Source organism: Pseudomonas allii (genome assembly GCF_055380095.1).
In genome coordinates this window covers 3,615,844-3,634,217 of record NZ_AP039450.1, presented here as the reverse complement: position 1 = coordinate 3,634,217, position 18,374 = coordinate 3,615,844, and the positions used below count along the sequence as shown (strand labels likewise).

Genomic DNA, 18,374 nt, shown 5'->3' with positions numbered 1-18,374 from the left:
TGGCGGTTGACAGGTCCCGGTCTGACCAGTTGGTCGGTAAGGGTGATGCTTGAGCGGTTGGCGGGGCGGAAATTTTTTCGCTTATCATCCGATGCTCGGCACATGAGGTGATGGATGGACACACCAGGACTGACCACTGACGAAACCGGGCAGACCCACTGCACCTGGCGCACGGCGGCGCCGGAGTACCCGCGTTATCACGACGCCGAATGGGGCGTGCCGGTGGCGGACGATATCCAGTTGTACGAGAAGATCTGCCTCGAAGGCTTTCAGGCGGGCATGGCGTGGATCACCATTTTGCGCAAGCGCGAACAGTTTCGAGTGGCGTTCGAGGGCTTTGATTTCAGAAGAGTGGCGCAGTACGGCGAGGCGGATATCGCGCGCTTGATGCAGGACCCGGGCATCGTGCGCAATCGGGCCAAGATCGTGTCCACGATCAACAATGCGCGCCGCGCCTGTGAGCTGGTGGATGAGACCGGCTCACTGGCGCGCTGGTTGTGGGCGTTCGAACCCAGTGAGGAGGAACGGCCGGCGGTGGTGGACATGGCTTACTGGACGGGCAATCCCACGTCGCCGGCCTCAGTGCGCTTGTCCAAGGCCTTGAAGAAGCGCGGCTGGACGTTCGTGGGGCCGACCACGATGTATGCGTTGATGCAGGCGATGGGCATGGTCAATGATCACCTCGAAGGTTGCGCCTGCCGCGAGCGGATCCAAGACCTGCGCCGCCAGTTCAAACGGCCCTGAGTCACTGACCGATGCAAATCAAAATGTGGGAGGGGGCTTGCCCCGATGGCGGCGTATCAGTAGCCGATTCATTGGCTGACACTCTGCTATCGGGGGCAAGCCCCCTTCCACCTTTCTGATTTGTGGCGTGGCGGGTTACTTGGGCAGGGGGGTAAGAACCTCGGCCTTGTCATCCAGCACCATCACCACCAGCAGCTTGGCCGGTTGGGTCTGGCTGGCATTGCTCGATTCGAAGTGCCGGGAACCGGCCGGCTCGTAGAACGACTCCCCGACCTTGTAGGTTTTTGCGGGCTCGTCATTCACCCGTGAAGTGATCGCGCCTTCCAGCACGTAGGCCACGGCGGTGCCGGTGTGGCTGTGGGGCACGGTGGCCTGGCCGGGGGCATAGTCGACGGTGAGCATGAGGGTTTTCTTGCCCGGGACATTGGTCAGCGCGTGCTCCTGCAGGACCTTGATCGATTCCTGGTTGTACACCGGTTCGTGAGCCAAGGCGCTGAGCGAAGCGAGCGTCAGGGCGGCGGCGAGCAATTGTTTCATGATGAAGTTTCCGAGTAGTTCGAGACCTGTTCACCCTACGCCGCAAAGCCTGGGTGACCAATGACCAATCCCTGCGAAGACCAGGAGGCCAATGCCTCAGTGGTCGAAATCCAGGCGGCGGGCCAGGTGTTCGCGGGTCAGTTCGATGAACCCCTGCAGCGCAGGGAGCGCGAAGTGGGCGTTGAGTTGTCGGACGCAGGCCCAACGGCCGTTGACGGTCCACAGGTCGGGGTCCACCGGGTCGCGCTGAACGGTGTAATCCAGGCAACCGGGCGCGGTGCGTACGGCGTCGACAATCCTTTGCAGGCGTTCGCCCAGTTCCGATGAGCGCCCGACCGCCGCGCGGACATGGACAGTGTTATAGGCAAAGGCTTGCATGGCGATGGTCTCCGAGGTCGGGTGGCAGTGCACAGGCTAGAGCCTGATGGTGACACGACCAACGACCAATCCGGCGGAAAATCCGTTAGCCAATCTGCTGGAGAATATCGCGCACCTTGTCCAGCGCCGGGTCGATGTCCAGGGTCTCGATCGCGCCGAAGCCGATGATCAGGCCCGAGCGTACCGGCGCGTCGTGGAAGAACACGTCCAGGGGGTACAAACCCACTTCCACCCGACGCGCCAGCTCCATCAGCAGCGGGATATTCACCGGCACCTTGCACAGCGCCGCCATGTGGAACCCGGCCACGGTCGGCACCGCTTCGAACCACGGCGACAGGTCCCCCGCCAGGCGTTGCAGGATGCGCTCGCGACGCCCGGCGTAGACCGTATGGCAGCGACGGATGTGCTTGAGCAGGTAGCCCTCGCTGATGAATTTGGCCAGCGCCCACTGGGGCAGGGTGGAGCTGTGCTGGTCAGTCAATTGCTTGGCCTTGAGCGCCGCACCGTAGATCGCCGGTGGCAGCACCGCGTAGCCCAGGCGCAGCTCCGGCAGCAAGGTTTTCGAGAAGGTGCCCACATAGGTCACCACGGCACGGGTGTCCATGCTTTGCAAGGAGTCGGTGGGCCGCCCCTCGTAGCGGAATTCGCTGTCGTAGTCGTCCTCGATAATGATCGCGCCCAACTCGAACGCCCGCGCGAGCAAGGCTTCACGGCGTGCCAGGCTCATGGGCATGCCGAGGGGGAACTGGTGGGAGGGCGTCACGTAGATCAGCCGTGTGTCGTTGGGGATCAGGTCGACCTGGATGCCCTGTTCGTCCACCGGCACGCTGGCGACCTGGGCGCCCACCGCCATGAACATCTGGCGGGCTGGGCTGTAGCCGGGGTCTTCCATGGCCACGATGCTGCCCGGTTCCAGCACCACGCGGGCAATCAGGTCCAGCGCCTGTTGCGCGCCGTTGGTGACCACGATGTCGCTGTCGCGGCAGTTGACCCCACGGGAGAACGCGATGTGCCCGGCGATCGCGCTGCGCAGCGCCGGCAAGCCTTCGGGCTGGCTGTAGAACCCGCTGTTCTGGGCAATGCGCCGCAGCGCGTCCTGGGTGCAGCGGCGCCATTCGTCCTGGGGGAACTGGTTACGGCTGGTGGCGCCGCCGATAAATTCATAGCGCAAGGTGCTGTCGCGGGTGGGATGACGCATGGGCGAGGGCAGCGCCTGCCATTTCGCCAGGTTGGCGGCGCAGGCCAGGTCGGTGGCGGTTTGCACGCGCTCGGACTGCGGCGAGCGCGCGTTGACGAAGGTGCCGCGACCGGTCTTGCCCACCAGCAGGCCTTCGTAGGTCAGGGTGGCGTAGGTGTCGGACACGGTCTTGCGCGACACGCCCAATTGTTCGGCAAGCAAACGGCTTGGCGGTAGTTGCGCGCCGGCGGCCAGGCGCCCAGACCCGATGGCTTCGCGCAGCTGTTGATAGAGCTGTTCGGCCAAGTCCTTGCGGCCATTGATCACAACGTGCAGTTCCATGACTTATCCCGGGGCATTCAACCTGCGCCAAGAGTACGCGTGTGCAGGGCTGGCGCAAAATGGTCTGTGCATAAACCGGCCGATTGGCTATAGGGCTTATTCCATGCGGGTTCTAGGCTGTACTGTCCTTGCCGCAACCTCAGAGAAACGCCCATGGAACCCCGCCTGGATTACTACACCGCCTCGCCGCAAGCGCTCAAGGGCATGCTGATGCTGGAGGCGACCACCTTCGACCTGTCCATCGAAAAACCTTTGCTGGAGCTGATCAAGATTCGTGTATCGCAGCTCAACCACTGTGGTTTCTGCACGGACATGCACTCGATGGCGGCGCGTCAACGCGGCGAAACCGAGCGACGTTTGTTTGCCTTGTGCGTATGGCGGGATTCGCCGTTCTTCAACGCGCGGGAAAAGGCTGCATTGGCCTGGAGCGAGTCGGTGGCGACACTGCCCACCTCGACGGTGCCGGATGAGCTGTACGCGGCGGTGCGTGTGGAGTTCAGCGAGCAGGAACTGGTGGACCTGACCATGGCGGTGTCCAGCATCAGTGGCTGGAACCGCCTGGCGGTGAGCTTTCGGCAACAGCCGCCGAATGCCTGATCAGGACAGGAAACCACCGTCCACATTCAGCGATACACCGGTGGTGTAGCTGGACGCGTCACTGGCCAGGAACAGCACCGCACCGGCCATCTCGCTCGGCTCGGCCACGCGCTTGAGCGGGATCTGGGCCAGGGCCATTTTCAGGATGGAATCGTTCTTCACCAGGGCCGAGGCGAACTTGGTGTCGGTCAGGCCCGGCAGCAGGGCGTTGCAGCGAATGCCGAAGGCGGCGCATTCCTTGGCGAACACCTTGGTCATGTTGATCACGGCGGCCTTGGTCACCGAGTAGATGCCTTGGAACACGCCCGGCGAGATCCCGTTGATCGAGGCGACGTTGATGATGCTGCCGCCGCCGTTCTCGCGCATCAGCTTGCCGGCTTCCACGGACATGAAGAAGTAGCCACGGATGTTCACGTCAACGGTCTTCTGGAACGCACCGAGGTCGGTGTCCAGCACGTTGCAGAATTGCGGGTTGGTCGCGGCGTTGTTGACCAGGATATCCAGGCGGCCGAATTGCTCGCGGATGCCGGCGAATACCTGGGTGATCTGCTCCATTTCACCGATATGGCAAGCGATGGCCGTGGCCTTGCCGCCGTCAGCGATGATTGCGTCGGCGACGTGCTGGCAGCCTTCGAGCTTGCGGCTGGAGACGATCACATGGGCGCCTTGCTGGGCCAGCAACTTGGCGATGGCTTCACCGATGCCACGGCTGGCGCCGGAAACGAATGCGATCTTGCCATCGAGGTCGAACAGGTGGGTCTTGGACATAGCGGTTCCTTAAAGGGACGATTTGCTGATGACGTTCAGGCTCATCTGCTCGAGCAGCTTGTTCATGTGAATGAACTGCGCAAAGCGTTTGTCCTGGGTCTGGCCATGGAAGAAGCGGTAGTAGATTTGCTGCACGATACCGGCCAGGCGGAACAGGCCGTAGGTGTAGTAGAAGTCGAAATTGTCGATCTGGATGCCGGAGCGTTCGGCGTAATAGTCGACGAACTCGCGGCGGGTGAGCATGCCGGGTGCGTTGCTCGGCTGGCGTCGCATCAGCTGCACGGGCGCCGGGTCCGCCGCTTCGATCCAGTAGGCGAGGGTGTTGCCCAGGTCCATCAGCGGGTCGCCGAGGGTGGTGAGTTCCCAGTCCAGCACGCCGATGATCTGCATCGGGTTGTGCGGGTCGAGGATCACGTTATCGAAGCGGTAGTCGTTGTGCACGATGCTGGACGTGGGGTGATCGGCCGGCATCTTGTCGTTGAGCCAGGCGCGTACCGCTTCCCAGCGCGGTGCGTCGGGGGTCAGGGCTTTTTCGTAGCGATCGTTCCAGCCACGGATCTGGCGCTCTACATAGCCTTCCGGCTTGCCCAGGTCGGCCAGGCCGCAGGCGTGGTAGTCCACCTGATGCAGTTCGACGAACTTGTCGATGAAGCTTTTGCACAACGCCTCGGTCCGGGTGGCGTCCAGGCCCAGTTCGGGCGGCAGGTCGGAGCGCAGGATGATGCCGTTGACGCGCTCCATCACATAGAACTCGGCACCGATCACCGACTCATCCGTGCAATGCACGTAGGCCTTGGGGCAATAGGGGAAGCCGTCCTTGAGCTGGTTGAGAATGCGGTATTCGCGGCCCATGTCATGGGCGGACTTGGCCTTGTGGCCAAAGGGCGGGCGACGCAGCACGAATTCCTGGCCGGGGTATTCCAGCAGGTAGGTCAGGTTCGAGGCGCCACCGGGAAACTGGCTGATCCTGGGCGTGCCGTCCAGGCCCGGGATATGGGCCTTGAGGTAGGGATCGATCAGGCTGGCATCAAGCTCTTCGCCTGGGCGAATCTGGGTCGATTGGTCGTTCAGCGCCATGCTTATCCCTTCTGCTTATTCTAAAGGCCTCGGACTATTTCCTAATCTAATGCGCGCAGCCGCCCAGCGACAAGGTCGGGGCGGCTTAATAGGTTAGCGTGTTGGACGATGATCAGCGTGCCTGATCGGTCATTTAGTGGGCGGGGGCAGGGCGACCGGGGTGAGCACCGGGCGGCCGGCAAAGTACTCCACCAGGTTGTCGGCCACGCGTTGCACGGTATCGTGGGCCGCTTCCGGCGACAGCCCGGCCACGTGGGAGGTGAGCACGGTATTGCTGAGTTTCTTGAGCGCGTCGGGCACCTTGGGCTCATCGTCGAACACATCCAGCGCGGCGCCACCGATGCGACGCTGCTCCAGGGCGGCGACCAGGTCGGCGGTAACCACCACGCTGCCACGGCCGATATTGACCAGGTAGCCATTCGGCCCCAGGGCATCCAGGGCGTGGCGGTCGATCAGGTGGCGGGTGCTGGCGCCGCCCGGCGTGGCCAGGATCAGGAAGTCCGAGGTGCGCGCCAGCTCGACGGCGGTGGCGCAGTAGGTGTAGTCCACATCGTCACGCGGCTGGCGGTTGTGATAGCTCACTTCCATGCCGAACCCCAGGGCGGCGCGCTTGGCGATCTCCATACCCACGGCGCCCAGTCCGAGGATGCCCAGTTGCTTGCCGCCCAGGGACGGGCGCATCACTTTGGGCCATTCGCTGCGGCGCACGGCGGCGTCCGTCTGCGGGATGCCGCGCACCAGCGCCAGCAGCAACGCCATGGCGTGATCGGCCACCGACGGCGCATTCACCCCGGCGCCGTTGGTGACCACGATCCCGCGATTGCTGGCGGCCTGCAGGTCGACGTGTTCGTAGCCGGCACCGATCACACAGATGATTTCCAGCAGGGGCAGGGCGGCGATTTCCTCGGCGTACAAACCCAGCGGGCCACGGGTCAGCACCGCCTTGATCTGGCTGCCGTGGGCCTTGATGGCGTCGGCGCGTTCGGCGGGTGTCGGCGCCAGGATCACATGAAAGTCATTGCCCTCGATGATGGGCAGGTATTCGTTGATGGTTTCAACCAGGACCAGAACAGTGGCGGTCATCGGAAGGCTCTTCCTGAAGGGTTTGAGGGTAGGAGTATGCCGTATTTGTGCGGTCAGAAGCGGGTCTCGACTGCGCTTGCCCGCCGCCGGAAGCGGTCGTGGTGGTACGGGTGAGGACGAGCCGGAAAAAGTTCATGGCCTGGTCATGCCGGGACGGGGGAAGGGCTTTCAACGGGCAGGAGGGCATTTCTTGCAGCTGTCAGGAACTCGTCCGACAGGCTATTGCCTCGTGTCGCACGTGCCAGGGTCACTGCGCCCACCATCATCGCGTAATGGGCCAGCATCGCTTGACGGTCTCCGTTTTCCAGTTGGGCAAAGATCTCCAGGGACTTTTCCACGCCTTCTATAAAGGTGTGCTGCAAGGCAGTGTCGGCGGGTTCATGGCACATGTCCGGGGCGAAGGCCGACACCGGGCAACCGTCGCCAGGGTTGTCGCGGTGGGTGGCGGTCAAGTAAGGCCCCAGCACGGCCTGGCGCGCGGCACGTTGGTCGTCGCTGTGCTCGATTTTGGCTTGCCAGCCCAGGTTGGCGTGCTCGAATGCCTGTTGGCAGGCTTCGGTGGCCAGGGCCTCCTTGGACGCGAAATGCCCGTAGAACCCGCCGTGGGTCAGGCCGGCAGCGGCCATCACGTCTGACAGGCTGATACCGTGCAGCCCGCGTTCGCGAAACAGGTGCGTGGCGGCCTTGACGATGATTTCGCGGTTGAGATCGGCTTGTTTGCGGGAGACGCGAGGCATGGCGGGGCTCTCTGGATACACGGTGGGCGTTGTGTGAAAACTACAGTAACGTGTGAAATTCTAAAATAGATTTGTGCGGGAATGTATATCAGGTCTCTCGCCAAGCGCCGCGAAAATCGCCGCCTACAGCCGCCCCTGCGGGCCTGTACCGCACCACCGTTCCTCAGCTAAGTCTTTGCTTATTCAAAAGAATCCCGGACAATCCGGCCCCTTCTATGGTCGGGGCGCTGCCTGTCAGGTTTTTCTGACTCGTCCCGGCCGTGTAAATGCGGAGATCCGACCGGATGAATGATCAGGCCAATAGCGTCGACGAACGCTATGCAACGACACCTGCAACCCTCACAAGCTGGAGCCGCCAGGACACCACCTGGATGCTTGGCCTGTTCGGTACCGCCATTGGCGCCGGTACGCTGTTCTTGCCGATCAACGCGGGCCTGGGCGGCTTCTGGCCCCTGGTGATCCTCGCGCTGCTGGCGTTCCCGATGACCTTCTTCGCCCACCGTGGCCTGACCCGTTTCGTACTGTCTGGCCGTGCAGGCTCCGACATCACCGACGTAGTGGAAGAACACTTCGGCATCAAGGCCGGCGCGCTGATTACCTTGCTGTACTTCTTTGCCATCTTCCCGATCCTGCTGATCTACAGCGTGGCGTTGACCAACACGGTCGGCAGCTTCATGGAGCATCAACTGCACATCGCGCCACCGCCACGGGCGATCCTGTCGTTCGTGCTGATCCTCGGCCTGCTGGGCGTGGTGCGTTGCGGTGAGCAAGTGATCGTCAAGGCCATGAGCCTGATGGTGTATCCGTTCATCGTCGCGTTGCTGTTCCTGGCGGTTTACCTGATCCCGCATTGGAACGGCGGCATCCTCAGCACCGCCAGCCAAGTCCCGGCACCGTCCGCACTGCTCAACACCCTTTGGCTGGCGATCCCGGTGATGGTGTTTTCGTTCAACCATTCGCCGATCATCTCGGCCTTTGCGGTGGACCAGAAGCGCCAGTACGGCGCCCATGCCGATGAGCGCAGTTCGCAGATCCTGTCGCGTGCGCACCTGTTGATGGTGGTGATGGTGCTGTTCTTCGTGTTCAGCTGCGTGCTGACCCTGTCGCCGGCGCAACTGGCCGAAGCGAAGGCGCAGAACCTGTCGATCCTGTCGTACCTGGCCAACCACTTCAATAACCCGACCATCGAGTTCGCAGCGCCGTTGATTGCGTTCGTGGCAATTGCCAAGTCGTTCCTGGGTCACTACATCGGCGCCAGCGAAGGCCTCAAGGGCCTGGTGCTGAAGACGGGTCGTCGTCCGCAGGCCAAGCGCCTGGACCGCATGACGGCGGCGTTCATGCTGGTGGTGTGCTGGATCGTGGCGACGTTGAACCCGAGCATTCTCGGCATGATCGAGGCGCTGGGCGGTCCGATCATTGCTTCGATTCTTTTCCTGATGCCGATGTATGCCATTCGTAAAGTGCCGGCCATGGCCAAGTACCGGGGGCAGGCGTCCAATGTGTTTGTCACGGCGGTTGGGCTGGTGGCGATTACTGCGGTGGTTTATTCGTTTTTTGTTTGAGGTTGGTGTGGTCTGTTGGTGTACATATCCGTTATTTAGGTAGCGGCTGATATTGGTTCCGCCCTTACGGCGGCTCACTTTGGAAAAGCCCCAAAGTAAGCAAAAGGCTCTTGCCCCAACACTCGGCACCTCGCCTAGGCTCGGTGTTCCCGAACGTAGGCTTGACTCCGTGGGCCGCCGCCACGCGCCATCCATGGCGCGGGGCGGCTAACCCGGCGTCCTGCCGGGTTAGCCACGGATTCAAGCCTGCGTTCGGCCAGCGTGTTTGACGGGGCGCCCCAGATCAAAAGCAGGAGCGCGGCGGCCTTAGAGTCGACCGGATTGTATGGCCGGTACTCGGTCAAAGTGTGGGAGGGGGCTTGCCCCCGATGGCAGTGGGTCAGTCACTGATGAGTTGGCTGACACACCGCCATCGGGGGCAAGCCCCCTCCCACAGTTTGATCTTCATGTATCAGTTGAAGGGTGGTTTGCTCTGGCTCTTGATCTGCTTTTGATTTTGATCTAAGGCGGCCCCCCAAATCACTGTCGGATTACGGGCATACCGAGCCTAGGCGAGGTACCGAGTGTTGGGGCAAGAGCGTTTTGCTTACTTTTGACTGGGCCGGCATTCCGGCTTTTCAAAAGTGAGCCGCCGTAAGGGCGGAACCATAAGTAGCCGTTACCCAAATAACGGATATGTACTCGATCTCACCCAGCATCCAAGTACGCCACCATATCCCAGACATAAAAAAACGCCGCGTACCTCACGATACGCGGCGTCTCTTCACATCAACACCTTAGGCTTGAATCACCGGAATGTTGGCGCTTGCTGCGATCTTGCGGAACTCGGCAATCTGGTCGAAGTTCAGGTAGCGGTAGACGTCACTGGCCATGGTGTCCAGTTTCGCTGCGTAGCCCATGTACTCTTCGACGGTCGGCAGGCGACCCAGGGTAGAAGCTACCGCTGCCAGTTCGGCCGAAGCCAGGTAGACGTTGGCGCCGTCACCCAGACGGTTCGGGAAGTTACGGGTCGACGTCGACACCACGGTCGAGTTCGGCTCAACACGTGCCTGGTTACCCATGCACAGCGAGCAGCCCGGCATTTCCATGCGCGCGCCAGCCTTGCCGTAGATGCCGTAGTAGCCTTCTTCGGTCAGTTGGTGAGCGTCCATCTTGGTCGGCGGCGACAGCCACAGACGGGTTGGCAGCTGGCCCTTGACCTGCTCCAGCAGCTTGCCGGCGGCACGGAAGTGACCGATGTTGGTCATGCACGAACCGATGAACACTTCGTCGATCTTCTCGCCGGCAACGCTCGACAGCAGACGGGCATCGTCCGGGTCGTTCGGTGCGCAGAGGATCGGCTCGTTGATCTCGGCCAGGTCGATCTCGATGATTTCGGCGTATTCCGCGTCGGCATCGGCTTCCATCAGCTCAGGGTTCTTGACCCAGGCTTCCATCGCTTGGGCGCGACGTTCCAGGGTGCGTGCATCGCCGTAGCCTTCACCGATCATCCAGCGCAGCAGGGTGATGTTGGAGTTCAGGTATTCGGTGATCGACTCTTTCGACAGCTTGATGGTGCAACCGGCAGCCGAACGTTCAGCCGAGGCGTCGGACAGCTCGAAAGCCTGTTCCAGCGTCAGGTCGTTCAGGCCTTCGATTTCCAGGATGCGGCCGGAGAAGGCGTTCTTCTTGCCTTTCTTCTCTACAGTCAGCAGACCCGACTGGATCGCGTAGTAAGGAATGGCATGAACCAGGTCACGTAGGGTGATGCCAGGCTTCATCTTGCCTTTGAAGCGCACCAGGATCGATTCCGGCATGTCCAGTGGCATCACGCCAGTGGCTGCGGCGAACGCAACCAGACCGGAACCGGCCGGGAACGAAATGCCCATCGGGAAACGGGTGTGGGAGTCACCACCGGTACCCACGGTGTCCGGCAGCAGCATGCGGTTCAGCCAGCTGTGGATGATGCCGTCGCCTGGACGCAGCGATACACCGCCGCGGGTCATGATGAAGTCAGGCAGGGTGTGGTGGGTGGTCACGTCGATCGGCTTTGGATAGGCCGCGGTGTGGCAGAACGACTGCATTACCAGGTCGGTCGAGAAGCCCAGGCACGCCAGGTCTTTCAGTTCGTCACGGGTCATCGGACCGGTGGTGTCCTGGGAACCCACGGTGGTCATCTTCGGCTCGCAGTAGGTGCCAGGACGAACGCCTTTGCCTTCTGGCAGGCCGCATGCCTTGCCGACCATTTTCTGTGCCAGGGTGAAGCCTTTGCCAGTGTCGACAGGCGCTTCAGGCAGCTTGAACAGGTCGGTTGGGCCCAGGCCCAGCTCGGCACGGGCCTTGTCGGTCAGGCCGCGACCGATGATCAACGGGATACGGCCGCCGGCGCGGACTTCGTCCAACAGCACCGGGGTCTTCATTTCGAAGGTGGTGATGACTTCGTCGGTACCGTGCTTGCAGACCTTGCCTGCGTGCGGGTACAGGTCGATCACGTCACCCATGTTCATGTTTGTGACGTCGAACTCGATTGGTAGTGCGCCCGCATCTTCCATGGTGTTGTAGAAGATCGGGGCGATCTTGCTGCCGAAGCAGAAGCCACCAGCGCGCTTGTTCGGCACGTAAGGAACGTCGTCGCCGAAGAACCACAGCACGGAGTTGGTTGCGGATTTACGCGACGAACCGGTACCGACCACGTCACCGACGTAGGCGATCGGGAAGCCTTGGCCGCGCATTTCTTCGATCTGCTTCATCGGGCCGGTCTTGCCTTGCTCGTCCGGCACGATGCCTTCGCGAGCCATTTTCAACATGGCCAGGGCGTGCAGTGGGATGTCTGGACGGGACCAGGCATCGGGAGCAGGGGACAGGTCATCGGTGTTGGTTTCGCCGGTCACCTTGAATACGCGCAGGCTGATCTTGTCGGCCAGGGTAGGGCGGTTGCGGAACCACTCGCCGTCAGCCCAGGACTGGATCACGGCTTTGGCGTGTTCGTTGCCGTTACGGGCTTTTTCGGCCACGTCATGGAACGCATCGAACATCAGCAGGGTGTGCTTGAGTTGGGCGGCGGCGACGGGAGCCAGGGTGGCGTCGTCCAGCAGCTCGACCAGGGTCACGATGTTGTAGCCGCCTTGCATGGTGCCAAGCAGTTCAACGGCGCGTTTCTTGTCGATCAGGGGGGAAGTGGCTTCGCCCTTGGCCAGGGCAGACAGGAAACCGGCCTTGACGTAGGCAGCTTCGTCAACGCCTGGTGGAATGCGGTTGGTGATCAGGTCAACGAGGAATTCTTCTTCGCCAGCCGGGGGGTTCTTCAGCAGCTCGACCAGGCCTGCGGTTTGTTCGGCGTTAAGCGGCTGGGGAACAATACCCAGGGCTGCGCGCTCTTCGATATGTTTGCGGTAGGCTTCAAGCACAGTTATTACCCTCATCAGTGGTCCCACGGGACGCTCATCCAGAAATGAACGGCACGCATGCGCTCGGGGGCTTTTTGGGCCGCAAAGCCAGCGCTGCCGGCATTCCTCACAGAAGCTGCTTTCAAAGTTTTACGCCTGCAGAACGGAGCTGATGAGGGTTGGCGCGGGCTCTGACCTACCGAGTCAGTGCCCGCGCCAACACCGTTCTGAAGGAACGACTGTGCTCGTGACGCTTTGAAAACAGCTTCCAGCGGATTATTGGCGCCTTACAAGGCCGGATGATTCTACGGCAAAAAATTTCTAAAGGTAAGTTGCCTGACCAAGTTTGCTGGGTGATCGAGCTTAGACAAAGGGCTAACATGGCGCATTGTTTTGCTGATCTGCGTGCCGTTACCCATGTCCAACCAAACCATCAAGACCCCCTGCGTCGGCCTGTGCTCCACGGTTTACGGCGATCTGGTGTGCCGTGGCTGCAAGCGCTTCCACCACGAAGTGATCCAGTGGAATGGCTATAACGAGGAAGAAAAACGCGCGGTCTGGCTGCGATTGGAGCAGCTGTTGGTGCAGGTGATGGCCGGCAAACTGGAGGTTTTCGACCCCAAGACCCTGCGCGGCCAGCTGGAACAGCGCAAGATCCGCTTCGTGCCGCACCAGTCTGAGTACTGCTGGGCCTACCAGTTGATCGCCCGGGGCGCGCGGGTGATCTCCAACCTGGAGGCCTATGGCATGGTGCTATTGCCGGAGTTTCGCGACTGGCCGTTGCCGAATTTGCGCGATGCGATCGATCGGGAGTTCTTTATCCTGTCCGAGGCGCATTACCAGCGCTATATCGCGCCGGGTTTCCTGCGCGATGTGTTTTCCACCTGACAACGGATAACCCCTGTGGGAGGGGGCTTGCCCCCGATTGCAGTGTGTCAGCCCAGGATTTATCAACTGGCACACCCTCATCGGGGGCAAGCCCCCTCCCACATTTTTTTATCTTCATTGTTTGAAAGGTCGGCATCAGGCCTTGGTGGCCTGTTCCACCAGACGGTCCATCACTTCCTCAGGTTTCAGCACCAGCACGTCACTTTCCAGGGCGTCCAGCACCACCTCCGCAGTGTTACCGATCAGCGCCCCGGAAATCCCGGTACGCCCCACGGTCCCGATGATTGTGACCGCCGCCGGCAGTTTGTGGGCAAGGAAGGGGATCAGCACATCGGCAGGGCCCTCTTCGATATGCAGGTGTTTGTCATCCACATCGAACTCAGCCTGGAACGCCCTGCATTGCTCACGGTAGCGCGCCTCGATGGTTTCCTTGAGCTGGAACGTCGGGTCCGCCGCCGACAGCATCGGCGACGGATGCGCGCTGATCACGTGCAACTGCGCCTTGGCAAGGTTGGCGATATCAAAGCCATGGTCAATGATCGAATTATGCAGCGAACGGTGTTCGCCATCGGTATTGCCCACATCGATCGCCGCCAGGATCACACCCCCCGTCCAGGGTGTGGACGTCTTGACCAGCAATACCGCACTCGGGCAATAGCGCAGCAGCTTCCAGTCCGCCGGCGTCAGCAGGGCTTTTTTCAGCGGGCTGTCCGGGAAGTGCTGCTTGATCACCAACCCGCAACCTTCGGCCTGCTGCACGTCGATAATGGTTTCATGCAGGCTGGCAGTCCACGCCTGCTCGGTGCTGACGCTGTAGCCGTCCTCCTGCAAACCCGCCTTGAGCAGGGCCAGCAGCGCCGAGTGCTCATGCTTCTTGTCGCACACCAGCAAGTGCAGGTGCGCATCGGTGACCCCGGCGATCAGCTTGGCACGCTTGAGGGCCAGGCTTTCCGAATGCTCGGGCTCGATGACCACCAGGATGCTGCGGATGGCTTGCATGATCGGGATCTCCATAAAAAAGGGCGGGGGCCTGGAACAACTATAGTTGCTGGCGCGCGCACGTCATGTTGATGCACATCAAGGCCGGTGGCTGGTGGTCTGCGGCGGGGTCGGTATAATCGCCGGCCTTTTGTGATCCTTTTGCCCGTGAGCCCGATGAACCTGCCAGAAATCCACGAATTCCTCGGTTGCCGCACCCCTGATGCCTGGGTCCAGGCCGCGCTGGCCGATCAGGAAACCCTGCTGATCGACCACAAGAACTGCGAATTCAAAGCCGCCAGCACCGCCCTGAGCCTGATCGCCAAGTACTACAGCCATGTCGACCTGATCAACATGATGTCGCGCCTGGCCCGCGAAGAGCTGGTGCACCACGAGCAGGTCATGCGCCTGATGAAAAAGCGCAAGATCGAGCTGCGCCAGCTGCATGCCGGGCGCTATGCCTCAGGCTTGCGCAAAGTGGTGCGCAGCCATGAACCCGTGAAACTGGTGGACACCTTGGTGGTCGGCGCCTTTATCGAAGCGCGCAGTTGCGAGCGTTTCGAAGCCCTGGTGCCGCATTTGGACGAAGAACTCGGCAAGTTCTACTTCGGCCTGCTGAAAAGCGAGGCGCGGCACTTCCAGGGTTACCTGAAGCTGGCGTACCAGTACGGCGACGCCAAGGACATCGCCCAGGTGATCGAGCGGGTGAGGGCGACCGAGCAGGAACTGATCGAGTCACCCGACATCGAGTTCCGCTTTCACAGTGGCGTGCCAGCCTGAGGCCACGGCCACGCCAAGCAATAGGGTGATCCCGGCCAGCAGCAGGATCACCGCCTGCGTCCCCAGCGGTGCCGCCAGCAACGCCACCGCCAGGCCCGCCAAGGGTTGCGGCAGGTTGTTGAGCAGGGTGATCACGCCCACGGTCTTGCCGAAGTCCTGCACGGGGATCACCCGCTGGCGGGTGCTGCGCAGGTAGACGTTGAACATCTTGTCGAAGCCGGTCACCAACAGGAAACCCACGGCGTACAGCCACACGCCTGGGCTTGCGGCCATGATCACCGCCCCCACGCCGATCATTGAATACGACAAGCCGCCCAGTACCTTCAACGGCAGGACGGCGCGGGCCAGGTAAAACAGAATCGCGATGGTCACCAGCGCGCCTGCTGCCTGCAGCAGGGCATAAGCGTCCTTGCCCGCCGCAAAGTGGCCGGTGACCATCGCCGCCGATGTGGCCAGGGTCACGCCAATGATCAGGTTCACCCCCACGGCCAGGGTGATGATCCGTTTCAAGTCCGGCAGATTGCGGATGTGTCCGAATGCAATCTTCAGGGGGTGCAGCCAGATGTCCTGATGTTGTTCGAAGGTTTCCAGGTGCGCCGAACTGGAGCGTTGCCACACACGCATCGCCAGGTCGGCCAGCACAAACAATCCGGCCACGCCCAGTACCACCCAATGCCAGGCCCAGACTTCCAGCATCAGCGCTGCCACCAGCGGCGCCAGCACCAGCCCGCCCTGGTCGGCGATCTGCGAGTAGGAGAGGGTCTTGGCGTAGCTGTAGTGCGCGAAGATATGCGGCATCAGCACTTCCCGCGCCATGATGCCCTGGGTCGTGAGCACCCCGCACAGCGCCGAAAGCAGGACAATCCAGTAGAGGCCGTCGAACACCCCATACAGCACCACTGCGAGCACGCACGCCAGCGCCCGGTAAACCTGGCTGATCTGCAGCAGGCGCACCGGCGCGAACTTGTCGCACAAGGCACCGCAGACCGGGAACGCCAGGTAGCGCGGCAGCGACTCGACGAAGAACGCCAGCCCGGCCCAGGCGACACTCTGGGTGGTCTGGAATACGATCAGGGGTACGATGAACAGCAGGATCTGGTCCGCCAGCCGCGACAGGAACAGCGAAACAAAGAACGCCAGGTAATCCTTGCGCATACAACTCCCTGTGGATGGCGTTAAAGAGTGCGGGGTATTTGTTAAAAACTCTTAAAAGCATGAAGCTTCGTCGGCAACGGCTCGCCAGTTGCTTTAGTTGCGCAGCTTGCCACCTATAATGCCAGCTCTTCAATCTGCGTCTGCACACTGAGAACTTATGGAAAACCTGGGGCTGGGCAAGGTCTTGCTCGTTGAAGACGACGAAAAACTTGCGGGGCTGATTGCGCACTTCCTGGCGCAGCATGGCTTCGAGGTGCGTGTGGAGCACCGGGGCGACGAGGCCCTGGCGGCGTTCCTGGAGTTCAAGCCGAAGATCGTCGTGCTCGACCTGATGCTGCCCGGCCAGAGTGGCCTGCATGTGTGCCGCGGGATCCGCACGGTGTCCGACACGCCGATTGTGATCCTCACGGCCAAGGAAGATGACCTGGACCATATCCTCGGCCTGGAGTCCGGCGCCGACGACTATGTGATCAAGCCGATCAAGCCGCCCGTGCTGCTGGCGCGCCTGCGTGCGCTGCAGCGGCGCCAGGCCCCGGAACCGACGGTGCGTGGCGCCCTGGCATTCGGGCGGTTGGCGATTGATCGCAGTTGCCGGGGCGTCAGCCTGGGGGATGACAAGATCGATCTGACCACCATGGAGTTCGAGCTGCTGTGGCTGCTGGCCAGCAACTCGGGCACGATCCTGTCCCGCGATGACATCCTCAACCGCATGCGCGGTATCGCGTTCGACGGCCTCAACCGCAGCGTCGACGTGTACATCAGCAAGCTGCGTAACAAGCTCAACGACAACCCCCGTGAACCAGTGTGTATCAAGACTATCTGGGGCAAGGGCTACCTGTTCAATCCGTTCGCGTGGGAGGCTTGAATGCTGCGGCTGTTTCTGCGCCTGTATGTGATCCTGGCGCTCGGTCTGGCGGGGGCGATCTGGCTGGTCAACTACACCTTCGAGGAGTTGCTGCCCGAAGCCAACGAAACCTATAACCGCGAAGCCTTGCGGGGGCCGGCGTATGCCCTGGTGGAGCAACTGCGTCCGCTCAGGGCCGACGAACGCCCGGCCCGGCTGGCTGAGCTGCAACCCCATTACGGGCTGCACTTGAAATTGGTGCAGAAGGACACCCAGGCACTCACCGAGCGTGAGTCGCAACTGCTGGCTGCCGGTTTGCTGGTGGTGCGCGGCGACTTCATGGAGTTCCTCACCACTATTGACGGCGGCCCGCAACTGCTGGAAATCAAACTGCCGGAAGAACCCAAGTGGCTGTACCTGTGGGCCTATGGTTTTCTCGGGGTGTGCCTGGCGATCGTGCTGTATTTCTGGGTACGCCCGCACTGGCGCGACCTGGAGCATATTCGCCTGGCCGCACAACGCTTTGGTGACAACGACCTCGGTTCTCGCATCCTGCTGCCGCGCCGTTCCACCGTGCGCGAACTGGCCGGGCACTTCAACCAGATGGCCGAGCGCATCGAAAGCCTGATCGCCAACCAGCGCGAACTGACCAATGCGGTGTCCCACGAGCTGCGCACGCCGATTGCACGCCTGTCCTTTGAACTCGACCAGCTCAAGCAACAAGCCGACCCGCGTGTGCGCGGCGAACTGATTGCCGACATGTATGCAGACCTGGGCGAGCTGGAAGAAATGGTCTCCGAACTGCTCACCTACGCCAGCCTGGAGCGCGGCGCCACCCAGGTCACCCGCGAGCGCATCGAGGCCCACAGCTGGCTCGACAGCGTGATCGGCAGCGTGGCGCTGGAGGCCGAAGCGGCTGGCATCCAACTGTCGTTGCGTACCTGCGAAGTGGACTACATCCAGATCGAACCGCGCTTTATGGCGCGGGCGGTGATCAACTTGCTGCGCAATGCCATTCGGTATGCCGAGCGCCGTGTGGAAGTGTCGCTGGTCAAGTTTGGCAGCGGCTATGAAGTGCGGGTGTGTGATGACGGCCCCGGTGTGCCGGAGGAAGGCCGTTCGAAGATCTTCCAGCCCTTCATGCGCCTGGACGCCAGCCGCGACCGCCGCACCGGTGGCTTCGGCCTGGGCCTGGCGCTGGTGCAGCGGGTGTCGCAGTGGCACGGCGGCCAGGTGCAAGTGCAGGATTCGGAATGGGGCGGCGCGTCGTTCCGGATGACCTGGGCCTACGCCGAATAGCGCTATTACATTCAATGGAGATCAAGTGTGGGAGGGGGCTTGCCCCCGATAGCGATGTGTACT

At 61.8% G+C, this 18,374-nt stretch carries 17 protein-coding genes; 7 read left to right on the top strand and 10 right to left on the bottom strand.

The genetic code is table 11. The features are described 5' to 3' along the window. Positions 1–114 precede the first annotated feature (114 nt). The gene (locus ACZ445_RS16290; RefSeq protein ID WP_464707273.1) at positions 115–744 is read left to right on the top strand and encodes a DNA-3-methyladenine glycosylase I; all 630 of its coding nucleotides are present in this window, start codon (positions 115–117) and stop codon (positions 742–744) included. A gap of 135 nt (positions 745–879) precedes the next feature. Here the strand turns inward: ACZ445_RS16290 and ACZ445_RS16285 are convergent, their stop codons facing one another. The 3 genes from ACZ445_RS16285 to pdxR form a co-directional block, all read right to left on the bottom strand. Beyond that, positions 880–1,281 carry a cupin domain-containing protein gene (locus tag ACZ445_RS16285; protein ID WP_058424103.1) on the bottom strand — a complete coding sequence of 134 codons (402 nt, stop codon included), beginning with the start codon at positions 1,279–1,281 and terminating at the stop codon, positions 880–882. A 96-nt stretch (positions 1,282–1,377) separates the two neighbouring features. Further along, on the bottom strand, positions 1,378–1,659 hold the full coding sequence (locus ACZ445_RS16280; protein WP_058424102.1) for a putative quinol monooxygenase: 282 nt from the start codon (positions 1,657–1,659) through the stop codon (positions 1,378–1,380). A gap of 85 nt (positions 1,660–1,744) precedes the next feature. Further along, positions 1,745–3,178 carry a MocR-like pyridoxine biosynthesis transcription factor PdxR gene (pdxR, locus tag ACZ445_RS16275; protein ID WP_058424101.1) on the bottom strand — a complete coding sequence of 478 codons (1,434 nt, stop codon included), beginning with the start codon at positions 3,176–3,178 and terminating at the stop codon, positions 1,745–1,747. A gap of 153 nt (positions 3,179–3,331) precedes the next feature. On the opposite strand from pdxR, the gene ACZ445_RS16270 reads away from it, so the two are divergent. Continuing rightward, positions 3,332–3,775 carry a carboxymuconolactone decarboxylase family protein gene (locus ACZ445_RS16270; protein WP_179029436.1) on the top strand — a complete coding sequence of 148 codons (444 nt, stop codon included), beginning with the start codon at positions 3,332–3,334 and terminating at the stop codon, positions 3,773–3,775. On the opposite strand, the gene ACZ445_RS16265 is transcribed toward ACZ445_RS16270, so the two are convergent. From ACZ445_RS16265 to ACZ445_RS16250, 4 genes are all read right to left on the bottom strand, one after another. Then, a complete protein-coding gene (locus ACZ445_RS16265) occupies positions 3,776–4,543 on the bottom strand; it encodes an SDR family oxidoreductase (RefSeq protein ID WP_058424099.1) in 768 nt (255 codons plus the stop codon). Positions 4,544–4,552: 9 nt separating this feature from the next. Beyond that, entirely contained in the window at positions 4,553–5,620 is a 1,068-nt protein-coding gene (locus ACZ445_RS16260) for a phosphotransferase family protein (RefSeq protein WP_179029435.1), read from the bottom strand. A gap of 129 nt (positions 5,621–5,749) precedes the next feature. Next, complete coding sequence (locus ACZ445_RS16255; RefSeq protein ID WP_464707272.1) at positions 5,750–6,703, bottom strand: 2-hydroxyacid dehydrogenase; 954 nt, start codon at positions 6,701–6,703, stop codon at positions 5,750–5,752. A 143-nt stretch (positions 6,704–6,846) separates the two neighbouring features. Further along, a complete protein-coding gene (locus ACZ445_RS16250) occupies positions 6,847–7,440 on the bottom strand; it encodes a TetR/AcrR family transcriptional regulator (protein ID WP_464707271.1) in 594 nt (197 codons plus the stop codon). Between the two features lie 284 nt (positions 7,441–7,724). On the opposite strand from ACZ445_RS16250, the gene ACZ445_RS16245 reads away from it, so the two are divergent. After that, entirely contained in the window at positions 7,725–9,002 is a 1,278-nt protein-coding gene (locus ACZ445_RS16245) for a serine/threonine transporter (protein WP_071493157.1), read from the top strand. Positions 9,003–9,778: 776 nt separating this feature from the next. On the opposite strand, the gene acnB is transcribed toward ACZ445_RS16245, so the two are convergent. Then, positions 9,779–12,388 (bottom strand): bifunctional aconitate hydratase 2/2-methylisocitrate dehydratase, encoded by a 2,610-nt coding sequence (gene acnB, locus ACZ445_RS16240; RefSeq protein WP_058424094.1) that lies wholly within the window; start codon positions 12,386–12,388, stop codon positions 9,779–9,781. Positions 12,389–12,784: 396 nt separating this feature from the next. Between acnB and ACZ445_RS16235 the strand changes: the two genes are divergently transcribed. Further along, positions 12,785–13,255, top strand: coding sequence for a DUF1289 domain-containing protein (locus ACZ445_RS16235; protein WP_058424125.1), 471 nt, complete (start codon positions 12,785–12,787; stop codon positions 13,253–13,255). A gap of 135 nt (positions 13,256–13,390) precedes the next feature. Here ACZ445_RS16235 and ACZ445_RS16230 read toward each other — a convergent pair whose 3' ends face one another. Further along, positions 13,391–14,254, bottom strand: a complete 864-nt coding sequence (locus tag ACZ445_RS16230; protein WP_464707270.1) for a universal stress protein — start codon at positions 14,252–14,254, stop codon at positions 13,391–13,393. Between the two features lie 156 nt (positions 14,255–14,410). Between ACZ445_RS16230 and ACZ445_RS16225 the strand changes: the two genes are divergently transcribed. Further along, positions 14,411–15,013 carry a MiaE family protein gene (locus ACZ445_RS16225; RefSeq protein ID WP_058424092.1) on the top strand — a complete coding sequence of 201 codons (603 nt, stop codon included), beginning with the start codon at positions 14,411–14,413 and terminating at the stop codon, positions 15,011–15,013. Here ACZ445_RS16225 and ACZ445_RS16220 read toward each other — a convergent pair. Further along, on the bottom strand, positions 14,969–16,168 hold the full coding sequence (locus ACZ445_RS16220; protein WP_464703725.1) for an MFS transporter: 1,200 nt from the start codon (positions 16,166–16,168) through the stop codon (positions 14,969–14,971). The two genes, ACZ445_RS16225 and ACZ445_RS16220, sit on opposite strands and share 45 nt — an antisense overlap. Positions 16,169–16,325: 157 nt before the next feature. On the opposite strand from ACZ445_RS16220, the gene ACZ445_RS16215 reads away from it, so the two are divergent. Both ACZ445_RS16215 and ACZ445_RS16210 read left to right on the top strand, forming a co-directional pair. Continuing rightward, a complete protein-coding gene (locus ACZ445_RS16215) occupies positions 16,326–17,033 on the top strand; it encodes a winged helix-turn-helix domain-containing protein (RefSeq protein WP_058424090.1) in 708 nt (235 codons plus the stop codon). Next, positions 17,034–18,311 (top strand): ATP-binding protein, encoded by a 1,278-nt coding sequence (locus tag ACZ445_RS16210; RefSeq protein WP_058424089.1) that lies wholly within the window; start codon positions 17,034–17,036, stop codon positions 18,309–18,311. It abuts the gene before it with no gap. The last annotated feature ends 63 nt before the right edge of the window (positions 18,312–18,374 follow it).